This is a genomic window from Vibrio coralliirubri, assembly GCF_024347375.1.
Lineage (GTDB): Bacteria > Pseudomonadota > Gammaproteobacteria > Enterobacterales > Vibrionaceae > Vibrio > Vibrio coralliirubri.
Genome location: NZ_AP025471.1, coordinates 414,575 through 440,426, shown reverse-complemented (window position 1 = coordinate 440,426; position 25,852 = coordinate 414,575). Strand labels below are relative to the sequence as shown.

The following is a 25,852-nucleotide window of genomic DNA, read 5'->3' as shown; positions in this document are numbered from 1 at the left end:
TAACTGACCCTTCTAATAATTAAGGACATATTTACCTGTTCTCAAGTTTATTTAGCGAAACAAACAACAAAAAAGTAAATTAAAAAAGCCATGTATCAATAACTCTACATGGCTTTAATGAGGGCAACTTTACGCTGCCCTATCTCCTTGTCGGTTTAGACTAAAACTAAGCCCTCTCGATTAAATCGAGCTTTGGTCGAAGTCGTTGCCTTGATCCGTTCCAGTTTGAGAATCTGAATCGAAGCTTCCAGAGTCGTCCGTGAAGTCAACACCTTGGTCTTGGCCTCCCGCACTTGTCCAGTCGCTGCCACCAGATTCCATACCCGCCATGTCCGGTTGCTGCTCTTGCGTAGAACCTTGCATGGTGTATTGATCATCGACCTCAACTTCAACAGAACCGCTAGCACCGTCTATTGAGCTACCCAATTCGTCGTAACCTTGGAATTGGATCTCGCTAGTACCTTCGTAACCTTCTGGAAGTTCAACAGATACAGGCTGCTCTAGGTTGCCACTGATTGTGAAGCTACCATCACCGTTATCTAGTGCGTTACTTACAGTAGAGCCCTCAGGTAGGCCTGACATATCAGCGTAATCAACCGATTCGTTACCACTCACCTCATCTGGAATCGAGATAGAGATGGTATCGCCCGGTGCCGCGGTTACATCGGCTGTACTGTCTTCAGTTTCAGCATCTTGAGCTTGGTCATCAGCTTGTTGAGCCACTTCCACTTGTTGCTCTTCTGTTGCTTGAGCAGCTTGGACTTGTGGTTCATCACTTTGTACTGAATCATCTTCAACTTGGATGCTTAAGCTGTGACTTGATACTTCACCGCCGTCGTTAACTTCAACATTCATCGCTAAGTTGCCATCGAAGTCTTCGTTCGGCCAGTAAGTCCACTCACCTTCACCTGATTCGGCAAAGAAGCCAGCATCGTTCGCGTCTGCAACATCAACAACTTGTGCAGAATCACTCACGCCCAACTCATCCACCAGCTGTGCATCCGTGATAGTTAGTGAACCATCATCAGCTAAGGCATAACCTTCACTCGCCGCAGCTTCATCTCCGCCTTGGATATCCACATTGAAGAAGCTTTCGATGCGATTTTCGCCATCGGTCGCTATAAACCCAACTTGAACATCGCCGGTGTAGTCTTCAGCAGGTGTGAATTGATAGTTACCTTGGTTATCGCTCTCAATTACGCCCTGACCTTCCATCAAGCTTACTGATTCAATGCTCAAGCTGTCGCCTTCTGCATCGCTCAGGTTCGCTAACATGTCTTCGTCAGTGAACGATAAGGTCGCATCCGCTGCGATTTCCGTCGTTGTGATGCTGTTAACTTCTGGTGCTGCATTCTCTTGTGAGTCGCCTTCTTTCACGACTACGCCAGTTTGCTCATCATGAAGCACGCCATCTTTATCAACTACGTACGCAATGTCTGCTTCGCCCGTGAAGCCTGGTGCTGGTGTGAACGTCCAAGTGCCATCGCCATTATCGACAATCTCACCTTGGCTGCGGTCGGCAAGATGAACCAGTTTCACTTCATCATCGCTGTCTGCATCCACATTCTCAGCCAAACCAATTAGGTCGTCCGCCGTTAGGATGATGGAATCACCCGCTACGGTCTCGAAATCACCCGTATCGATGCCATCATCAAACGCTTCTGGCTCATCTCCGTAATCAACGGTTGTTGCACTTACGGTTACGAAGAACTCACCATGGAAGTCTTCAGGAGGCGTCATTTGAATGTTTGAGATATCCCAGTCGAACAGGTCGATGTATTGACCCGGCTCGGTAATCATCACGGTATTCACACCATCTGTTACTTCAAATCCAACAGGGAAACCTGTCATCACCAAGTTACTTAGTGTTTCTGAATCATCGACTAGGCCAACGTTCAGTCCCAAGTGACCCGTTTCATCTTCACCGAAGACTAATGGACCGTCATGGTCGGTGGTAATTACCGCACCATCTGCGACAGGACGTACGAACACGGGAACATCAAGAACCGTTTCAAACTCACCGTCACTCACGACAACTTGCAGGTCAGAAACGCCTGAGAAGTCGCCTGTTGGTGTGAATGTCCAAGTACCATCACCGTTGTCTGTTACTTCTCCGCCATCTTCACCGTCTGCGGTGATAATGCGAGAAACAACAAGGTCAGCGGTATCAATGTCACCGAACAAGTTCATCAAGTCGCCAGCATCGAAGGTGAACGCGCCATCTTCGTTGGTGGTCATCATTGCGTTGCCGACGTTGAATGGTGCGTCGTTAACCGGAATGACATCCACATTCAGCGAGCCATCAACCACTTCTTCACCATCAGTAGCTTGATAACCGAGTTCTACTAAGCCATTGAAGTCTTGAGTAGTCACCAAGTGATACATGCCGTCTGGTTGCTGAGTTAAGGTCGCGTTCGCTGGAGCTCGAACTGTGATGCTCTCAATGCTGATCTCGTCGCCATCAAGATCTGTAACTTGACCCGCGATGTAAGCAGGGTCAATCACCATGACCACATCTTCTTCGCCTTGCATCTCAATGGTTGGCGCTTCAGGTGCATCATTCACTGGCGTAACATCGATGTTGCCGTCGACTGAAATAGTCTCTTGACCGTCGCTAACGTTAAACGTCATTGGCACATCGCCATTGAAGTTTTCGTTTGGTGTAAATGACCAAGTACCATCTTCGTTATCTAGCAACTCACCCAAGCTAGGGTCGATTTGTAGACCAGAAGCTGACAGCTCGTCTGCGGTGTTATCGATGTCGGTAGCTTGAGCTAACAACATGTCTTGTGTGATAAGAATGGTGCTGTCTTCGGCTGTGGTTAGTTTCACATCCTCAGATTCAGGTCCATCGTTCACAGCCAGAACTTCGATTCCTGCCGTTGTTGTTGCAGTTGCACCGTCATCATCGGTCACGACCACATCTAGGCTGATATCACCATTAAAGTTCTCGTTTGGCGTGAAGGTCACAGACCCATTATCGTTTTGAACCAAGGTGCCGTCAGAGCCTGAGTAAGTCACGCTTTCAAGTGACACTTCACCATCAACGTCAGAGCTATTAGCAATTAACTGCTCAGGGCTGATTGTGATGGTGCCATCTTCGTTCATTTGGTAAGACGTAGAACCCGCTACCGGTGCATCGTTAACATCCGTTACCGTCACACCAATATTGCCATCGACTGTCTCAGTGCCATCAGTCACTGTGAAGCCTAGGTTGACATCGCCATTGAAGTTCTCGTTCGGAGCAAAACTATAAGTGCCATCACCGTTATCCGTGAATACACCTTCTGCGCCAGTGTAAGACACATCCGTGATAGACAAGTCATCGCCGTCAATGTCTGTAGCACCTGCTAGTAGGTCTGCATCCGTGAAGATTAGCGTTCCATCTTCCTCAACGGTAAAGTTTTGGTCTTCTGCTGTTGGTAGGTCATTGACTGGGTTAACCGTTAGGTCGACGCCAGCTTGAACAGTTTCAAGGCCATCTGACACATCGAAGCTCAAATCAATGTCACCGTTGAAATCAGCATCCGGCATGATAGTAAATGAACCATCTTCGTTTGCTGTTACGGTTGCATTGTCACCCGCGGATAGGTTGCTTGCGGTCAGTGCATCACCATCAACATCGGATGCGTTCGCCAGCAACTGCTCTTGTGATAGCGTAATTGAACCATCTTCATCAACCGAGTAAGCCACGTTTCCGGCCACTGGTGCGTCGTTAACTGCAATAACTTCAATACCAGCGGTGGTTTGAGCTGTAGCACCGTCGTCATCAATAACCGTCACATCAAGGTTGATGTCGCCGTTAAAGTTTTCGTTTGGTGCGAACGTTACCGAACCATCTTCATTTTGAACCAAGATACCGTCTGCACCTGAGTAGCTCACGCTATCAAGCGACACTTCCCCGTCCACATCGGAGCTATTAGCAATCAACTGCTCAGGGCTCAATGTGATGGTGCCATCTTCGTTCATTTGGTAAGACGTTGCGCCTGCCACTGGTGCATCGTTAACGTCTGTTACCGTTACGTCGATATTTGCATCAACCGTCTCTGTACCGTCAGATACTGAGAAGTCCAGACTTACGTCACCATTGAAGTTCTCGTTCGGTGCAAAGGTGTAAGTGCCATCGCCATTGTCGGTGAACACACCCTCTGCGCCAGTGTAAGACACGTCGGCAACTGAAAGCTCATCACCATCAATATCAGAAGCACCCGCTAGCAGTTGCTCGTCTGTAAAGGTAAGTGAACCGTCTTCTTCAATGGTGTAAGCGACATCTTCTACAACTGCGATGTCATTCACTGGATTCACAGTAAGGTCGGCCGTTGCAACAACCGTTTCAGTACCATCAGAAAGGTCGAAGCTTAGGTCAATATCGCCATTGAAATCAGCATCTGGGGTAATGGTAAATGAACCATCATCGTTTGCCGTAACTGTAGCGTTATCACCCGCAGTTAGGTTGGCAGCGGTAAGATCATCGCCGTCCACATCCGATGCTTGAGCAAGCAGTTGCTCTTGGCTTAGCGTGATTGAACCATCTTCATCCACTGAGTAAGCCAAGTCACCCGATACTGGTGCATCGTTGACTGCGATAACATCAATACCCGCCGTCGTTTGAGCGGTTGCACCGTCTTCATCTGCAACGGTGACATCTAGGCTGACATTGCCGTTGAAGTTTTCATTTGGTGCGAAGCTGTAAGTACCATCACCATTGTCAGTGAAGATACCGTCTGCGCCTGAGTAGGAAACGTCGCTAACGGATACATCACCTTCAATATCTGAGCTGTTCGCAAGAAGCTGCGCCTCATTGATGGTAATCACGTTATCTTCGTCAACGCTGTAAGTCGTTGAACCTGCAACTGGCAAGTCATTAACAGCAATGACGTCGATACCTGCGGTTGTTTCAGCGGTTGCGCCATCTTCATCCATAACAGAGATATCAAGACTGATGTCACCGTTAAAGTTTTCGTTTGGAGCAAAGGTGTAAGTACCATCACCATTATCAGTGAATACACCATCAGTGCCGCTGTAGCTTACATCGCTGACAAACACTTCCCCTTCAACATCCGAGCTATTCGCTAGAAGCTGTGCATCGCTTAGGGTGATACTGCCGTCTTCTTCAACGCTGTAAGTTGTAGAACCCGCTACCGGTACGTCATTGATTGGAACAACTTGAACATCAATATTCGCCGATACAACATCAGTGCCATCACTCACATCGTAAGTTAGGTCGACATTACCATTGAAGTTCTCGTTTGGCGCAAAGGTGTAAGTACCATCGCCATTATCCGTGAACACACCGTCTGTGCCTTCGTAGTTAACCGACTCGACAGAAAGGTCATCGCCGTCAATATCCGTTGCACCAGCCAATAGCTGTTCATCGGTAAAGGTCAGCGAGCCATCTTCATTAATGGTGTAGTCGTGGTCGTAGATTACAGACAGGTCGTTAACTGCTGTTACGGTCACGTCTAGTTCCGCTGGAGTAACCCCACCGTTGCCATCGTCTACGTTGTAGCTAATCGAGAATTCACCATTGAAGTTCTCTTCCGGTGTAATGGTGTAAGTGCCGTCACCATTGTCAGTGATAAGCGCGTTCTCAATGGAAACATCTCCAACACTTGGTTCGTTTCCGCCCGTATCACCAGAGTCATCACCTTCATCGCCGGTTAGCAATTCAGAGATATCAATGCCGTTTTCATTCGCAAGCGCTTCTTCTGCCGTTGGCAAGTCGAACGCATTTTGAGTGCCGACATCTTGGCTTGGAACAATGATGCCATTCACGATATCGAATACATGCCAGTGGTCACCTGATGGGTTATCAGATAAATCCGGGCTGAAGGTTTCAACCAATGTATCACCTACAAACACCTGAACTTGTACATCTTCAACACCATCTACATCCCAACTTCTGTTGGTGTAGTTATGTACTGAATAGTGCATGTCAGCATCTTGGTAGTTTGGAATGGTAATGGTTTCAGGACCATGGCCATTTACATCATCCACATCTTGTTGAACAACATTACCTTCACCAAGATCATGGCTCATGTCGCGGTAGTAAATATGGTCTAGCTCATTGCCATTCTCTGTATCGTATAGCCATAAGTGGTTGTCCATATCTCGAGGACTTTCACCCCAAGTCACCACGATACGCATATCTGTTTCTTCAAGTACTTCAGATATAGCGGTTACGCCACCATTCACATCTTCGCCCGCAGGGACAAGGAAGCTACTGGTAATTGAACCTTCTTGCTCAATGGTTACCGTGCCTTGGTCAACGACTGAACCTGTAACAGAGTAGTTACCTGAATCATCCGTTACTGTGGTGTAGCTATTGCCAGCACTGTCGGTCAGGGTGACTTCTGCACCAGACACTGGACTACTGGTTTCAGCGTCTAACACAGTACCGGTTACGGTTGTTTCATCGCCCTGCTCTCCAATAATTGCGGTCATGTCATCGTCTTCGATGTCAGTCGCGAATTGTAGGAGCTCTTCTTGAGTAATGGTGTATGAACCATCTTCTTCAATGGTTATCGCCACATCAGCAGAAACAATTGGCGCGTCGTTAACTGGGTCAACGGTTAAGCCTAAGTTAGCGGCAATTGGTGTGTCGCCATCGCTGATGCTGTAGGCAACGTCTATGTAGCCATTGAAGTTTTCGCTTGGAGTGATAGAGAACGTACCATCGCCGTTATCGACAATCGTTGCATCGTCACCCACTAAGGTTAAGTCGGAAGCGACAAGATCATCGCCCTCAATATCAGCGGCATTCGCAAGTAGCTGCTCCTGCGTGATAGTGATGACATTATCTTCGTCAACGTTCGCGTAAACATCAGATGTCGTTGGCAAGTCATTGACTGGGTTTACCGTCAGATCGGCGTTCGCCACAATTGACTCAGTGCCGTCCGAAATATCAAAGCTTAGGTCGATATCGCCATTGAAGTTCGCATCTGGCGTTACCGTAAAGGTGCCATCGCCATTATCAACAACAGTTGCATTATCGCCTGCGCTTAGGTTGCTTGCGGTCAGGTCATCGCCATCCACATCAGAGGCTTGAGATAGCAACTGCTCTTGAGTCAGAGTAATCGAACCATCTTCATCAATGCTGTATGCCAAGTCACCCGATACTGGTGGATCGTTAATTGGAAGAACATCAATACTTGCGTTGGTGGCTACTGTCGCACCGTCTTCATCTGTCACCACGACATCGAGGCTAACATCGCCATCGAAGTTTGCGTTCGGTGCAAAGCTGAATGTGCCGTTACCGTTGTCAGTAAAGATACCGTCAGCGCCTGTGTAAGTAACACTATCAATCGCGACTTCGCCTTCAATATCCGAAGAGTTCGCCAACAGTTGCTCTGCACTGATGGTGATAACTTCATCTTCGTTGACTGAGTAACTGGTTGAGCCTGCGATTGGCGGATCGTTCACCTCAAGTACGGTGATTCCCGCTGTGGTCGCTTCTGTTGCCCCTTCTTCATCGGTAACAACAACCGCTAAGCTCACATCACCATTGAAGTTCTCGTTTGGCGAGAAGGTGTAAGTGCCGTCACCGTTGTCTTCGAACACACCATCACTGCCCGTGTAAGTCACGCTATCAATCGCAACCTCACCTTCAATATCTGAAGAGTTGGCTAATAGCTGTTCGTTACTGATCGTGATTGAGTTGTCTTCATGCACAGTGTAAGACGTACTACCCGCCACTGGTGGATCGTTCTCAGGCGTCACGCTCACATCAATGTTGGCTTGAACCGTATCCGTGCCATCTGACACATCAAAGCTGAAGTTCACATCACCATTGAAGTTTTCGTTTGGCGCAAAGCTGTAGCTTCCGTCACCATTGTCGGTAAGCACACCATCAGCACCCGTGTATGTCACACCTTCGACTGTTAGATCATCACCTTCAACATCCGTTGCACCCGTTAACAGGTCAGCGTCAGTGAAGTTAAGAACCCCATCTTCACCAATAGTGAATGCTTGATCTTGCAACTCTGGCGCATCATTGACAGGTGTTACCGTCAAGTCTAGGCCAGCAGCAACCATGTCTTCTCCATCGGTGACATCGTAACTAAATTCGATATTACCGTTGAAGTTTTCACTCGGCGTAATGGTGAAACTGCCATCGTCGTTCATTTGAACGGTCGCATTTTCATCATTAGTGGTTAGGTTGATTGCTGATAGGTCATCACCATCAATGTCGACAGCGTGCTCTAGCAACTGTTCTTGCGTTAGCGTGATGCTGTTGTCTTCGGCTGTCACAGCACTGATATCACCATCAACTTCTGGAGCATCGTTCGCTGGAGAGATATGAATAGTCACATCTTGCGTTGCCGTTGCGGTAGTACCCGTATCAACATCAGTCGATGTCGCATTCACGGTTAGAACCACATCCCCATTGAAGTCACCTGAAGGGATAAACTCTAGCCCTTCTAGCTCGCCAGGTTGCAGTGACCAAGTGCCATCACCGTTATCGGTACCTGCAGAAAGTGAGCTACCTTCTGGCACATCTTCAATCAAGATAGCGAGGTTTTCTGAGCCATCGGTATCGGTTAGCGCGGCATCAATATCAAGTGGTACAGGTGTATCTTCAGTACCAATGATTTGGTAATCCGCGTCAGACACTGTGATTTCGATGTTATCGATACCAAACGACTCGTCAATCACGCTTTGATTCAGAGTTGAACCGAAGCCTAATTCAAGTTGGCCGTCTTCAACGGGTACCGTTAGGTTGATTTGGTGTGCTTGGTCGTTCCAACCACTGAAACCTTCACCTTGCGATACGCCGTGAACCACTTCACCGACTTCATTGCCCGCTGAATCGTACAACGTTGTCGTGCCATCTTCAGTACGGAACGCTGAGTTATCTAACGAGGTAAGCTCTTCGCCACCGACAAAGATTTGGAACGACTCACCATCCCATGAGTCAATTTCGTAGAAGTTGAACGAGATATTAACTTCGCTCACATCACTTGGAATATCGTAAGTTTTGCTTACGGCCTCCTCGCCACCAGTGCCACCAATACGACCTAGCATGTCACCAGATTCGAAGCCTTGTGAGCTTTCAGTACCGGTATTCCAACCGTTTGAGCCAGACTCGAAGTTGTCTGAAGCAATCACTAGGTCAGAAGCAATCGACAGCTCTGGCATATCAACCACAGATTGAACATCAATTGTCGCTTCTGCTGGTACTGTCGCTGTACCGTCATTCACGTCGAACGTCACATTCACATTGCCGTCGAAGTTTTCATTCGGTGCGAATGTATAAGTACCGTCGCCGTTATCAACCAAAGTACCGCTATCTGAAGCCACATTTTCAACCGATAGGTTATCGCCATCAATGTCGCCTGCATTTTGCAGTAGTTGCTCTTCAGTGAAGGTAAAGCTGGTGTCTTCTTGAGTCACAAATTGTGGCTCACCGACTGTTGGCAAGTCATTAACTGGGTTAACTGTTAGGTCAGCCGTTGCTTGAAGCGTCGCATCACCATCGGTAATGTCGAAGTTTAAATCAATGTCGCCATTGAAGTTAGCATCTGGCGTGATAGTGAAACTACCATCATCGTTTGCTGTAACTGTCGCATCACCACCAACGGTTAGGTTAGCCGCTGTTAAGTCATCGCCGTCAACATCACTCGCTTGAGCAAGCAATTGCTCTTGGCTCAAGGTAATTGAGCCATCTTCGTCCACGCTGTACGCCAAGTCACCCGATACCGGAGCATCGTTAACAGGCAGAACATCAATGCTTGCGTTGGTCGCTACGGTTGCGCCTTCTTCATCAGTAACGACAACATCAAGGCTTACATCGCCATCGAAGTTCGCGTTAGGTGCGAAGCTGAATGTTCCGTCACCATTGTCGGTAAAGATACCGTCTGAGCCTGTGTAGTTAACGCTATCAATCGCCACTTCACCTTCGATATCAGAAGCGTTCGCCAACAGTTGCTCTGAACTGATGGTGATAACTTCGTCTTCGTTGACTGAGTAGCTCGTTGAGCCTGCGATTGGTGGATCGTTCACCTCGAGTACAGTAATACCTGCGGTGGTCGCTTCAGTTGCGCCCTCTTCGTCGGTAACAACAACATCAAGGCTAACTTCTCCGTTGAAGTTTTCGTTTGGTGAGAAGGTGTAAGTACCGTCACCGTTGTCTTCAAAGACACCGTCAGCGCCAGTGTAAGTCACGCTGTCAACGGCGACATCACCTTCAATGTCCGAAGAGTTAGCAAGTAACTGTTCGTCACTGATGGTAATTGAGTTGTCTTCATGAACGGTGTAAGACGTGCTACCTGCAACCGGTGGATCGTTCTCTGGTGTCACGCTGACATCAATGTTGGCTTGAACTGTATCCGTGCCATCTGACACATTAAAACTGAAGTTCACATCACCATTGAAGTTTTCATTTGGCGCAAAGCTGTAGCTTCCGTCGCCATTATCAGTAAGAACACCGTCCGCACCTGTGTAAGTAACGCCTTCAACCGATAGGTCATCCCCATCAATGTCAGTCGCACCTGTCAGCAAGTCTTCATCAGTGAAATTCAAGATGCCGTCTTCGCCGATGCTGAACGTTTGATCTTGTGGTTGTGGAAGGTCATTAACTGGATTAACGGTTAGGTCAGCCGTCGCAACCAGCGTATCTGTACCGTCGCTAATGTCGAACGTTAGGTCAATGTCACCATTGAAGTTCGCATCTGGCGTAATGGTAAAGCTGCCGTCATCGTTAGCAACAACCGTCGCGTCTCCATCAACAATCAAGTTAGAAGCAGTAAGGTCGTCGCCATCTACATCACTCGCTTGAGAAAGAAGCTGCTCCTGGCTCAAGGTAATCGAACCGTCTTCCTCAACACTGTATGCCAGGTCGCCTGATACTGGTACATCGTTGATTGGTAATACATCAACCGTAATAAACGTATCAACTTGAGCGCCGTCTTCATCTTGAATTGTCACATCCAACTGCACTTGGCCGTTGAAGTTTTCATTCGGTGCGAAGCTACATGTACCGTCACCATTGATTGAGAAGATGCCGTCTGGACCGTCGTAGTTGATCTCAACAAGCTCAACATCACCTTCAATATCAGATGCGTTCAGCAGAACTTGAGACTCACTGAAAGTCAGTACTGAATCTTCATCGATGGTGTATGACGTTGGGCCAGCAACTGGCGGATCGTTCACTTCTAGAACCGTAATGCCCGCAGTAGTCGATACGGCTGCATCGTCTTCATCCACAACAACCACATCAAGGCTAACTTCGCCATTGAAGTTCTCGTTTGGAGAGAAGGTATATGTACCGTCGCCGTTGATTTCTAGAACACCGTCACTACCACTGTAAGTCACGCTATCAATCGCCACTTCACCTTCGATATCCGAAGAGTTCGCTAGCAATTGTTCGTTACTGATCGTAATAGAGTTGTCCTCATGAACCGTGTAAGACGTACTACCCGCAACCGGTGGATCATTCTCTGGCGTCACGCTCACATCAATGTTAGCGGTTACCGTATCGGTACCATCTGATACATTGAACGAGAAGTTCACATCGCCATTGAAGTTTTCATTTGGTGCGAAGCTGTATGTGCCATCGCCATTGTCGGTTAGGACACCATCTGCGCCAGTGTAAGTTACACCTTCAACACTTAGGTCGTCCCCTTCAATGTCCGTTGCACCTGTTAATAGGTCTTGGTCATTGAAAGTTAACACGCCATCTTCGCCGACTGTGAATGTCTGGTCTTGTGCTTCTGGACCGTCGTTCACAGGTGAAACCGTTAGCTCTAGGTTGGTAGAGACAACATCATCACCATCAGACACATCAAACGTAAAGCTTACATCACCATTGAAATCAGCATCTGGCGTTAATGTGTACGTACCATCACCGTTATCGGTAATCGTAACGCTCTCATCATCGGTTGCTAAATTCAGAGCCGTCAACTGATCGCCATCGAGATCACGCGCATTAGCCAATAGGTCTTCTTGCGTAATGATGATTGAACCATCTTCTTCAACCGTTGCAGAAACCGGAAGTGCTTCAGGTGCGTGCTCAATGTGCGCGCCTGTCGCGTTAATGTAGATGGTTTGAGAGACCGTTTCAGAATCATCATTCGATAGCTCTGTTGCGGTTGCGGTTACATGAACTTCAAGCTGTTCGTTGAAGTCTTCAGGTAGCTGGATTTGTAGTGCATTTTCGATAGCCGTTGTTGGTAAGTTCACCGTACCATCAGGGCCAACCGTCACTTCACCGCTGTAGATTTGGCTGTTCACTTCACCGACATCGATTGTGAAGTTGAAATCTGTGTAGTCAGCATCACCGCCGCCATACAAATCTTCAAAGCCGTAAACCAGCTCGCCGTCTTCATTAACCGTCGTGCGAGTATGTTCTATACCATCTTGGTTTAGCTGAGAGCTTGAACCACCATGGAAGATCGCGTCACCATTCTGGCCTTGAATCACGGTCTCGGTTCCATCTGCCGCAACAAAGACGAGTTGAGGGTCAACCGTATCCATGTTCGCAGGCGAACCATCCTCAGCACGGAACTCGTACTGACCGTCTTGCATCGCATCAAAGTCGTTGTGCTGATGTCCGTTTGGAATTAAGAACAGGTTAAAGCTTTCGCCTTCCGCCACTTGGAAGCTGAACTGTTCTTGCCCAGGAACAAGGTCACCACCACCATCGACTTGTGAGGCGTTCTCGTAGACAATTTCAACGCCCGTGATGTTGCCGTCTTCGTCAACTTTGTAGTAACCCGCTGTGTTTTCGTAACCAGCCGTCTCACCCTCAAATGTGACTGTGATTTCAGTATCGTTGTAACTGGTGATACCGTTGTCTTGGTTATTGATTACCCCTTCGTTATCGTAGGTAATCACTGAGCCTTCAGGCACACCATCAACCGTTACCGTCAGTGTTTCTGATAGATCTTGGTCTACTAGCGCAGCCGCAATATTAAGCTCAACAATGCCGCCTGGCTCAACCAGAATTGCTTCATCATCAACGTTGACACCATCGCCATCCGTGATAACTAAGTCAGGCGCATCAGCTACGGCTTCAATGTGAACATTGATGTCTTGTTCAACTTCATCCGTACCGTCTGTCACCGTAAAGCTGAACTGTAGGTCACCACTGAAGTGCTCTTCAGGAACGAAGCTGAACGTGCCGTCACCATTGTCGGTGACTGTGCCTTCATCGCCAGAGTAATTGATGCTAGTAACGCTTAGGTCATCGCCATCAATATCAATCGCACCACTCAAAAGATCTTCTTGAGTGAACAGGATGCTGCCATCCTCTTCAATGTGGTACAGGCCTGGAGCAACAATTGGAATGTCATTCACCGGATTAACGGTCAATGTCATGTCATTCGACGTGCTCAGCTCACCGTCGCTCACCTCATAAGTGAATGCAATATCACCGTTGAAGTTTTCAGAAGGAGTCACTGTGTACGTGCCATCACCGTTGTCGACAATGCTAGCGTTCGGATCATTGGTTTCAAGCGAAGTAGCAAATAGCTCATCGCCATCTTGGTCGCTCGCGTTCTCCAACAACATTTCTTGTGTAACGAGGATTGAACCATCTTCGTCGACATCAGCCACCATTGGCGTCGCTTCTGGCGCATCGTTGACGAACTCAACTTTTAGGTCGATGTTTGCGGCAACCACATCCGTGCCATCGCTCACATCAAACGCTAAGTCAACATTACCGAAGAAACCCTGTTCTGGTGTTAATGTGTATGTTCCGTCGCCATTGTCTGTGACTTCTACCGTGTCGCTTGCACTCGTCACATTCACAACTGACAGTTCATCACCTTCAACGTCTGTCGCTTGTGCCAGTAACTCAGCTTCGGTAATAGTAATCGCTTGACCATCTTCCGTAGTGAAAGACATGTCAGGCACGTCTGGCGCATCATTGATTGGATTTACGGTTAGGTTGAGGTCAGCGGCAACAGTTTCGATCGCGTCAGTGACATCGTAAGTAAATTCAATCTCACCAAAGAAATCTGCACTTGGTGTAATCGTGAAGCTACCGTCTGGATTTTCGACAACAACCGCATTTGGATCGTTGGTCGCAAAGTTAACCGCTTCAAGGTTATCGCCATCTACATCGGTTGCATTCGCTAACAGATCCTCTTGAGTGATAGTGATTGAACCATCTTCATCAACAGCGGCTTCAATTGGACCACTCACCTCAGGGCCTTCATTGACAATTTCAACGTCGACTCTTGCTGTACTTGGTGCGCTTGCTTGCCCGTCACTGATATCGAAAGTCAGATTCACTTCACCATAGAAGTCTTCTGCAGGTTCGAAGGTAAAGGTATTATCACCGTTATCCGTTAAGGTACCTTGCGTTTGGTCTGCAAGTAATAGGTTTTCAACATGAAGAATGTCGCCATCAACATCGGTCGCGCCAGACAATAGGTCTTTCGCTTCGATGATCATGGAGCCGTTTTCAAGCATTTGGGTGTGCAATGGCTCACCCGGAACCGGCACATCATTGACCGGTACAACCGTTAGGTCTAGATGCGTTGCAACTTCATCAGTACCATCAAACACCTTGTAGTCGATGTCGATTTCACCATTGAAGTTTTCATTCGGCATGAAGGTAAACGTACCATCACCGTTATCAACTAGCTCACCGTTGTCACCACCGTAAGTGATGTCAGAAATAGACAGCGTATCACCTTCCACATCTGTGGTGTTCGCTAGCAAGTCATCCGCACTGAACGTGATGCCCTCATCTTCGTCTGTCGATAGAACAATCGGGCCAGAAACGATTGGCGCATCATTCACCGATTCGAAGTTGATGTTGATGATGTTGCTGTCTGTTAGCTCACCATCCGTAACTTGGTAACCGAGTTCGATTTCACCATGGAAGTTTTCATCCGGTGTTACCGTCCAAGTACCATCACCATTATCGGTGAGTGTTGCATGCTCTGAGTTTTCACCCACTAGCTCGAGATTCTGAATATCGAGGTCATCACCATCAATATCAGATGCTTGCGCCAGTAGTTGTTCTTCGGTAATCACAACCGAAGCAAACTGTGCAGAACCATCGGTATCGACAGTAATATTCGGAAGTTCAGCCGTTAGCTCGATTTCGTTGTCACCCGCATGGATATTCAACTCAACCGTTTCGGTGATCTCTGAACCATCAACACCAATCGATGTAAACACGGCTTCATCATGACAAGTTTGTGACACTGTCATGTTTTGAACCACGTAAGTACCATTACCTTGCACGGTACCAAGTTCAAAGTAAGACACCGGCTCATTTACCGTAAGCGTGTAGTCCGTCTCGTAATTGCTACGGTCTTCTTTGTGGTAAGTCATCGAATCGATTAACTCACCATCATCGTTGAAGGCGCGAATTTCCACTTCAGTAAAGTGACGAGACTCTTCCATGAACCAGCCACCCAAACCATCAAGATGGAAGCTGATTTCATTGATGTCTTGACCTTCAACCGAAACCGTCAGTTTCTCATCACCACTTAAGCCTTGGCGGTCTGTATCACCAATACCGTGACCAATGTGGGTGTTACCATTCCAGGCACCAAGAGGATCATCGTTACTTTGAACAGTTACCGTTAAGTCACCATCCGAGAACTCACGAGTATAAGGGTCGACTTCTGTACCCCAATCGTCCACGCTCGCGTTATCGTCAAACGTACCGATTTGCGTGGTGTGTGTACCGTTAGCCAATGCGTCATCATTTGGAATAAAGCGTACTTCTGTGTCAGCAGGAACTTCTTGTCCTACTTCCAGCACCACCCATTCGTCATTCACATTCGCTTCAATGATGCCGTTTTCTGGCGCTTGGTCTAAACGTAGTGCTGGCTCTTCACGAAGTGTTACACCAACTGTTTGGTCTTCTTGGGCTTGAATGAAGATTTCATCGCCCGCTTCCGGCGCATCGTTGACAGGATTAACCGTCAAGTCGAGTGTCGTCAGAACTTCATTCTCACCATCACTGATGTTGTATGTGAAGTCCAACTCGCCATTGAAGTTTTCTGTGTGCGTAATGGTGAATGAACCATCGTCATTAGCAACAATTGTCGCATCTGGATCGTTGGTTTGTAGGTTAGATGCCGTTAGATCATCACCTTCAACGTCCGTTGCGTTCGCTAGCAACTGCTCTTGAGTAATGGTAATTGCGTTATCTTCATCGACTTCAGCCTGAATGCCCGAAGTTTCAGGTCCGTCATTCACAGCGATAACATCGATGCCAGCGGTTGTAGTTGCGGTTGCACCGTCTTCATCAATGACAACAACGTCTAGTGAAATATCACCATCGAAGTTTTCATTTGGCGTAAAGGTGTAAGTACCATTGCCATTATCAACAAAAGAGCCGTCATCACCGGAGTAAGTTACTCCAGACAATGATACATCGCCTTCCACATCGGAAGAGTTTGCCAATAGTTGCTCATCACTGATCGTGATTTGGCCATCTTCTTGAACTGTGTAAGATGTCGAGCCCGCAACCGGTGGATCATTCTCAGGCGTTACGCTGACATCAATAACAGCTGATGTTGAATCAGTACCGTCAGAGACATCGAACGAGAATTGAACATCACCATTGAAGTTCTCGTTTGGAGCAAAGCTGTATGTGCCGTCGCCATTATCGCTAAGAACACCATCTGCACCCGTGTAGAGCACGTTTTCAATCGACAGCTCGTCACCATCAATATCTGACGCGCCGGCAAGCAGGTCAGCATCGGTGAAGAGTAACGTACCGTCTTCTTCAATCGTGAACTGTTGATCTTGCGCTTGTGGCAAGTCATTAACCGGATTCACGGTAATGTCTAGGCCAACTTGAACTGAACCACCATCGTTATCGATGATATCGAAGTTCAGGTCTAGGTCACCGTTGTAGTCGGCGTTAGGTGTAATGGTGTAGCTGCCATCATCATTGTGTTGGATGGTCGCATTTTCATCAGTTGATAGATTGATAGCTTCTAGGTTTTCACTATCAATATCACCCGCTCGTGCTAACAATTGATCTTGTGTCAGCGTGATTGAGCTGTCTTCGTTAATCGTGTAAGCCAAATCGCCCGATACTGGCGCATCATTGATTGGCAATACATCAACGTTAATGTGTGTTTCAACCGTTGCGCCATCTTCATCTTGAATGGTCACACCCAGTTGTACTTGACCATTGAAGTTTTCGTTCGGTGCAAAGCTGCATGTACCATCGCCATTTACAGTGAAGATACCGTCAGAGCCATCGTAATTAATGCCAACGAGTTCTACATCGCCTTCGACATCCGAAGCATTCACAAGAATCTGAGATTCACTGAACGTCAGAACCGAATCTTCGTCAATGGTGTATGACGTTGGACCCGCAACCGGTGGATCATTCACTTCTAGAACGGTGATGCCCGCCGTGGTTTCATCAATCGAACCGTCTTCATCGGCAACAATAACGTCAAGGCTGATATCGCCACTGAAGTTTTCATTAGGAAGGAAGGTGTAACTGCCGTCACCATTATCTTGGAACACACCATCTGTGCCGCTGTAAGTTACGCTGTCAACCGACACTGCACCTTCTACATCAGAAGAGTTTGCTAGCAACTGTTCATCAGAGATTGTGATGGCATTGTCTTCATTGACCATGTATGAGGTTGAACCCGCAACTGGCGGATCGTTCTCAGGTGTCACACTCACATCAATGTTAGCGCTGACCGTTTCTGTGCCATCAGACACATCGAAACTGAAGTTCACATCGCCATTGAAGTTTTCATTTGGCGCAAAGGTATAAGTACCATCTCCGTGGTCGGTCAGTACGCCATCACCACCTGTATAGCTAATACCTTCAACGGTTAAGTCATCGCCATCAATATCGGTGGCACCAGTAAGTAAGTCGGCATCTGTAAATTGCAGCGTACCGTCTTCTGCAATACTGAATTGTTGGTCTTGAGGAACCGGCAAGTCATTAACTGGGTTAACAGTAAGATCGGCCGTTGCTTGAACCGTGTCAGTACCATCAGTGATGTTGAATTGAATATCAATGTCACCATTGAAGTTCGCATCTGGAACGATGGTAAAGCTACCATCATCATTGGCGGTTACTGTTGCGTTACCATCTACCGTTAAGTCGCTTGCGGTTAGATCTTCGCCTTCAACATCGGACGCTTGAGACAACAGCTGATCTTGGCTCAATGTGATTGAACCATCTTCGTTAACGTTGTAAGCCAAATCACCAGACACTGGCGCATCATTGATTGGCAATACGTCAACATTGATGACGGTTTCAACCTCTGCACCGTCTTCATCACGAATGGTGACATCAAGCTGAACTTGACCATTAAAGTTCTCATTCGGAGCGAAGCTACAAGTGCCATCACCATTTACTGTGAAAATACCATCAGGGCCATCGTAGCTAATACCAACAAGCTCAACATCCCCTTCTACATCTGAGGCATTAAGCAACACTTGAGACTCACTGAAGGTCAGTACTGAGTCTTCATCAATGGTGTAAGACGTTGGGCCTGCAACCGGCGGATCGTTCACTTCAAGAACATTGATGCCCGCGGTCGTTGAGTCGGTCGCACCATCTTCATCAGCAACAACCACATCCAGTGCAATTTCACCGCTGAAGTTCTCATTTGGCGAGAAGGTGTAAGTGCCGTTACCATTGATTTCGAGGACACCGTCGCTACCAGAGTAAGTCACGCTGTCTATCGATACATCACCTTCAATATCTGAAGATGTTGCCAATAGTTGTGCATCAGAAATGGTAATCGAATTGTCTTCATTCACCGTGTAGGACGTTGAGCCCGCAACAGGCGGATCGTTCTCAGGAGTCACGCTAACATCAATGTTTGCAGACACGGTATCTGTACCGTCTGACACATCGAAGCTAAAGCTCACATCTCCATTAAAGTTTTCGTTTGGAGCAAAGCTATATGAGCCCTCACCTAAGTCAGTCAGTACGCCATCAGTGCCTTCATAAGTGATACCTTCAACCGTCAGGTTATCACCTTCAACGTCTGTCGCGCCTGTAAGCAGATCCGCGTCTGTGAACAGTAAAGTACCGTCTTCTGCAATACTGAACTGTTGATCTTGAGGTACTGGCAGGTCGTTAACTGGGTTAACGGTTAGGTCAGCAGAAGCTTGAACCGTATTAGTACCATCAGAGATATCGAAGCTGATATCGATGTCGCCATTGAAGTTCTCATCTGGCGTGATGGTGAAGCTGCCGTCATCATTAGCTACAACCGTTGCATCACCACCAACCGTAAGGTCGCTGGCTGTCAGGTCATCGCCTTCTACGTCAGAGGCTTGTGATAGCAGTTGCTCTTGGCTTAGGCGGATAGAACCGTCTTCATCGATTGAGTACGCGAGGTCGCCCGATACTGGCGCATCATCAACCGCTGTTACGCTTACGTCGATATTGGCAGAGACCGTATCGGTACCGTCTGATACATCGAAACCGAAGTTTACGTCACCATTGAAGTTCTCGTTTGGCGCAAAGGTGTACGTACCATTGCCGTTGTCGGTCAGAATACCCTCGCCACCGTCGTAGGTCACACCTTCAACAGTAAGGTTATCGCCTTCAATGTCTGTAGCGCCTGTTAACAGGTCTGCATCGGTGAAGATTAACGTGCCATCTTCTTCAACACTGAATTGCTGATCTTGAGGCACTGGCAGGTCGTTTACTGGGTTAACCGTCAGGTCTGCTGAAGCTTGAACCGTATTGGTACCATCAGAGATATCGAAGCTGATATCGATGTCGCCATTGAAGTTCTCATCTGGCGTAATCGTGAAGCTGCCGTCATCGTTAGCTACAACCGTCGCATCACCGCCAACCGTAAGGTCGCTCGCTGTTAGATCATCGCCTTCCACATCTGATGCTTGTGATAGCAATTGCTCTTGACTTAGACGAATCGAACCGTCTTCATCGATTGAGTACGCTAGGTCACCCGATACTGGCGCATCATCAACCGCCGTCACACTTACATCAATGTTCGCAGATACCGTATCAGTACCGTCAGATACATCGAAGCCGAAGTTTACGTCACCATTGAAGTTCTCGTTTGGCGCAAAGGTGTACGTACCATTGCCGTTGTCGGTCAAGATACCGTCGCCACCGTCGTAGGTCACACCTTCAACAGTAAGGTTATCGCCTTCAATGTCTGTAGCACCTGTTAACAGGTCTGCATCAGTAAAGATGAGCGTGCCATCTTCTTCAACACTGAACTGTTGATCTTGAGGCACTGGTAGGTCGTTTACTGGGTTAACCGTCAGGTCTGCTGAAGCTTGAACCGTATTGGTGCCGTCTGAGATATCGAAGCTGATATCAATGTCGCCATTGAAGTTCTCATCTGGCGTAATCGTGAAGCTGCCGTCATCGTTAGCAACGACTGTTGCATCACCGCTAACCGTTAAGTCGCTTGCTGTTAAATCATCGCCTTCCACATCTGATGCTTGAGAAAGCAGTTGCTCTTGGCTTAAGCGGATAGAACCGTCTTCGTCAATTGAGTACGCTAGGTCGCCCGATACTGGCGCATCATCAACCGCTGTTACGCTCACATCAATGTTGGCAGAGACCGTATCGGTACCGTCAGATACATCGAAACCGAAGTTTACGTCACCATTGAAGTTCTCGTTTGGCGCAAAGGTGTAAGTACCATTACCGTTATCAGTAAGGATACCGTCGCCGCCATCGTAGGTCACACCTTCAACCGTTAAGTTATCACCTTCAATGTCCGTTGCGCCTGTTAATAGGTCGGCATCGGTGAAGATTAACGTGCCGTCTTCTTCAACGCTGAACTGTTGATCTTGTGGTACTGGCAGGTCATTTACTGGGTTAACGGTTAAGTCTGCAGAGGCTTGAACCGTATTAGTGCCATCTGAGATATCAAAGCTGATATCGATGTCGCCATTGAAGTTCTCATCTGGCGTAATAGTGAAACTGCCGTCGTCGTTAGCTACAACCGTTGCATCACCGCCGACCGTTAAGTCGCTTGCGGTTAGATCATCGCCTTCAACGTCAGACGCTTGCGATAGAAGCTGCTCTTGGCTTAGACGAATCGAACCGTCTTCGTCGATTGAGTATGCTAGGTCACCCGATACAGGCGCATCATCAACGGCAGTTACACTCACATCGATATTGGCTGATACCGTATCGGTACCGTCAGACACATCGAAGCCGAAGTTTACGTCGCCATTGAAGTTCTCATTTGGAGCGAATGTGTACGTACCATTACCGTTGTCGGTAAGGATACCGTCACCGCCGTCGTAGGTCACACCTTCAACCGTTAGGTTGTCACCTTCAATATCCGTTGCGCCTGTTAACAGGTCGGCATCAGTAAAGATTAACGTACCATCTTCTTCAACGCTGAACTGTTGATCTTGAGGCACTGGCAGGTCATTTACTGGGTTAACGGTTAGGTCAGCCGAAGCTTGAACTGTGTTGCTACCATCTGAGATATCGAAGCTGATATCGATGTCGCCATTGAAGTTCTCATCTGGCGTAATCGTGAAGCTGCCGTCATCGTTGGCTACAACCGTCGCATCACCGTCAACCGTTAGGTCGCTAGCCGTCAGGTCATCGCCCTCTACGTCAGAGGCTTGAGAAAGCAATTGCTCTTGGCTTAGACGAATCGAACCGTCTTCGTCGATTGAGTACGCTAGGTCACCCGATACAGGCGCATCATCAACGGCAGTTACACTCACATCGATATTGGCAGATACCGTATCGGTACCGTCAGACACATCGAAGCCGAAGTTTACATCGCCATTGAAGTTTTCATTCGGAGCGAAGGTGTAAGTTCCGTTACCGTTGTCGGTTAGGATACCGTCGCCACCGTCGTAGGTCACACCTTCAACCGATAGGTTGTCGCCTTCAATATCTGTAGCACCGGTTAACAGATCTGCATCGGTAAAGATGAGCGTGCCATCTTCTTCAACGCTGAACTGTTGATCTTGAGGGACTGGTAAATCGTTAACTGGATTAACGGTTAGGTCAGCTGAAGCTTGAACGGTGTTAGTACCATCTGAGATATCGAAGTTGATATCGATGTCGCCATTGAAGTTCTCATCTGGCGTAATCGTAAAGCTGCCGTCATCGTTCGCAACGACTGTTGCATCACCGTCAACCGATAGGTCACTGGCCGTCAGGTCATCGCCTTCTACGTCAGAAGCTTGTGATAAAAGTTGCTCTTGGCTTAGACGAATCGAACCGTCTTCATCAATTGAGTACGCTAGGTCACCCGATACTGGCGCATCATCAACCGCTGTAACACTGACATCGATGTTCGCAGATACCGTATCGGTACCATCTGACACATCGAAACCGAAGTTTACGTCGCCATTGAAGTTTTCATTTGGAGCAAAGGTGTAAGTACCATTACCGTTATCAGTAAGAATACCGTCACCGCCGTCGTAGGTCACACCTTCAACCGTTAGGTTGTCACCTTCAATATCCGTTGCGCCTGTTAACAGGTCGGCATCAGTAAAGATTAACGTACCATCTTCTTCAACGCTGAACTGTTGATCTTGAGGCACTGGCAGGTCATTTACTGGGTTAACGGTTAGGTCAGCCGAAGCTTGAACTGTGTTGGTACCATCTGAGATATCGAAGCTGATATCGATGTCGCCATTGAAGTTCTCATCTGGCGTAATCGTGAAGCTGCCGTCATCGTTGGCTACAACCGTCGCATCACCACCAACCGTTAGGCCGCTGGCAGTAAGGTCATCGCCTTCCACATCTGATGCTTGCGATAGCAACTGCTCTTGGCTTAGGCGAATCGAACCATCTTCGTCCACTGAGTACGCTAGGTCGCCCGATACTGGCGCATCATCAACTGCAGTTACGCTTACGTCGATGTTTGCTGACACCGTATCGGTGCCGTCTGACACATCGAAACCGAAGTTTACGTCGCCATTGAAGTTCTCGTTTGGAGCGAAGGTGTACGTGCCGTTACCGTTGTCGGTAAGAATACCGTCACCGCCATCGTAGGTCACACCTTCAACAGTAAGGTTGTCACCTTCAATATCTGTAGCACCGGTTAACAGATCTGCATCGGTAAAGATGAGCGTGCCATCTTCTTCAACGCTGAACTGTTGATCTTGAGGTACTGGTAAATCGTTAACTGGATTAACCGTAAGGTCAGCTGAAGCTTGAACGGTGTTAGTACCATCTGAGATATCGAAGTTGATATCGATGTCACCATTGAAGTTCTCATCTGGCGTAATCGTGAAGCTGCCGTCATCGTTTTGAGTAACGGTTGCATCACCACCAACCGTTAGACCGCTGGCAGTAAGGTCATCGCCTTCCACATCTGATGCTTGCGATAGCAACTGCTCTTGGCTTAGACGAATCGAACCGTCTTCATCGATTGAATAAGCTAGGTCACCCGATACAGGCGCATCATCAACGGCAGTTACGCTTACGTCGATGTTGGCAGAGACCGTATCGGTACCATCTGATACATCGAAGCCGAAGTTTACATCGCCGTTGAAGTTTTCATTCGGAGCAAAGGTGTACGTACCATTACCGTTGTCGGTAAGTATACCGTCGCCACCATCGTAGGTCACACCTTCAACCGTTAGGTTGTCACCTTCAATATCTGTAGCACCTGTTAACAGGTCTGCATCGGTGAAGATAAGCGTGCCATCTTCTTCAACGCTGAACTGTTGATCTTGAGGGACTGGTAAATCATTTACTGGGTTAACCGTAAGGTCTGCTGAAGCTTGAACGGTATTGGTACCATCTGAGATATCAAAGCTGATATCGATGTCACCATTGAAGTTCTCATCTGGCGTAATCGTGAAACTGCCATCGTCGTTAGCCACAACTGTTGCATCACCACCAACCGTTAAGTCGCTGGCCGTTAGGTCATCGCCTTCCACGTCAGACGCTTGCGATAGCAACTGCTCTTGGCTTAGACGAATCGAACCGTCTTCGTCGATTGAGTACGCTAAGTCACCAGACACAGGCGCATCATCAACGGCAGTAACGCTTACGTCGATGTTCGCAGATACCGTATCGGTACCGTCAGAGACATCAAAGCCGAAGTTTACGTCGCCATTGAAGTTTTCATTCGGAGCAAACGTGTAAGTACCATTACCGTTGTCGGTCAGGATACCGTCGCCACCATCGTAGGTCACACCTTCAACCGTCAGGTTGTCACCTTCAATATCTGTCGCGCCTGTTAACAGGTCTGCATCGGTAAAGATTAACGTGCCGTCTTCTTCAACACTGAACTGTTGGTCTTGAGGGACTGGTAAATCGTTAACTGGATTAACCGTCAGGTCTGCTGAAGCTTGAACGGTGTTAGTACCATCAGAGATATCGAAGTTGATATCGATGTCACCATTGAAGTTCTCATCTGGCGTAATCGTGAAGCTGCCGTCATCGTTAGCAACGACTGTTGCATCGCCGCCAACCGTTAGGCCGCTGGCAGTAAGGTCATCGCCTTCCACATCAGACGCTTGCGATAGAAGCTGCTCTTGACTTAGACGAATCGAACCGTCTTCATCGATTGAATAAGCTAGGTCACCCGATACAGGCGCATCATCAACGGCAGTTACGCTTACGTCGATGTTGGCAGAGACCGTATCGGTACCATCTGATACATCGAAGCCGAAGTTTACATCGCCGTTGAAGTTTTCATTCGGAGCAAAGGTGTAAGTACCATTACCGTTATCAGTAAGGATGCCGTCGCCACCGTCGTAGGTCACACCTTCAACCGTTAGGTTGTCACCTTCAATGTCCGTGGCACCTGTTAATAGGTCTGCATCGGTGAAGATAAGCGTTCCGTCTTCCTCGATTTCAAACGTTTTATCTTCAGGAACAGGCGCGTCATTAATCGGGCGTACCGTTAAATCAATTGCGCTGCTAATCGTTTCTTGGCCGTCACTGATGTCGAAAGTAAGGTCAAGTTCACCATTAAAATCAGCTGAAGGAACAACGGTGAAAGTACCATCACCATTGTCTTGAACTGTGGCATCAGCACCAACTTGAACGTTGGAAGCAACAAGCTCGTCCCCATCTACATCACTAGCGTATTCGAGTAATTGTTCTTGAGTGAATGTTATGGAGCCATCTTCATCCATGATGTAAGCCAGATCTTGTTCAGCTTCTGGCGCATCATTTTCACTTTCCACTTTGATTTTGAACGTTTCGCTTACCGTTTCAGAATCAAAGTCATCTTCTACTTCGCTGATGGTCTCTTCGTCAGAAGCTTGAACATCAACTGCAAATGTCTCTTCTACTGTTTGTGAATCCAGCTCATCACCAACTTGTTGGTCACCCGACTCTGAAGATGTCGCACTCGGCGCTGCTGATGTACGTGCAGCTTGGCCTTGTTCTTCATTACCTTCAGCGTCTGCGCCACCTGTCGCGGCCTCTGCGTTATCACCGCCTACAGCTTGTGCGCCCGCTCCAGCTCCGCCACCACTACCAGCAGCGTTATCCGAGCCAGCTTCAGAAGCGGCCCCACCAACTACATTGGATTGTGCTGCGTCTGAATCACTACCACTTTCTGGCGTCTCTTCTTGCACAGCCGCACCAGAAGCCGAGGCATCTTCAGCATTACCTGCACCACTCGGATTTTCGTCTAAAGCCTGGTTAACTTCATCTGCCGCATCCGCATTTTCAGCACCCGTCGCTATTGTCGACGCAATCGTATTTTGTTGATTTTGTTGATTCTGCTGTTGGGAGGGCGTACCCGCGTCGTTCGTGTCCGTTTGTTCTACCGCGTCATTTAGATCTTCATTTTGGTTGTTTTGGTTATTTTCGCCTGCCATTACAGCCTCCGTTGCTACTAGCTAACTGATCGTATTTAGAAGCATTAAAGGACATCATTTTGAAAAACCAATTTTTTATACAACATTTTTCATAATTTCTTTTTAAAGAGAAAGAATCAAAAAAAATTTGAAAACTGCCTTT

The 25,852-nt window shown here is 47.8% G+C and carries 1 protein-coding gene; it reads right to left on the bottom strand.

Annotated features, from left to right (window positions below; translation table 11 throughout):
• Nucleotides 1–180 precede the first annotated feature (180 nt).
• Nucleotides 181–25,710 (bottom strand): tandem-95 repeat protein, encoded by a 25,530-nt coding sequence (locus OCV20_RS18470; RefSeq protein ID WP_108721723.1) that lies wholly within the window; start codon nt 25,708–25,710, stop codon nt 181–183.
• Nucleotides 25,711–25,852 lie beyond the last annotated feature (142 nt).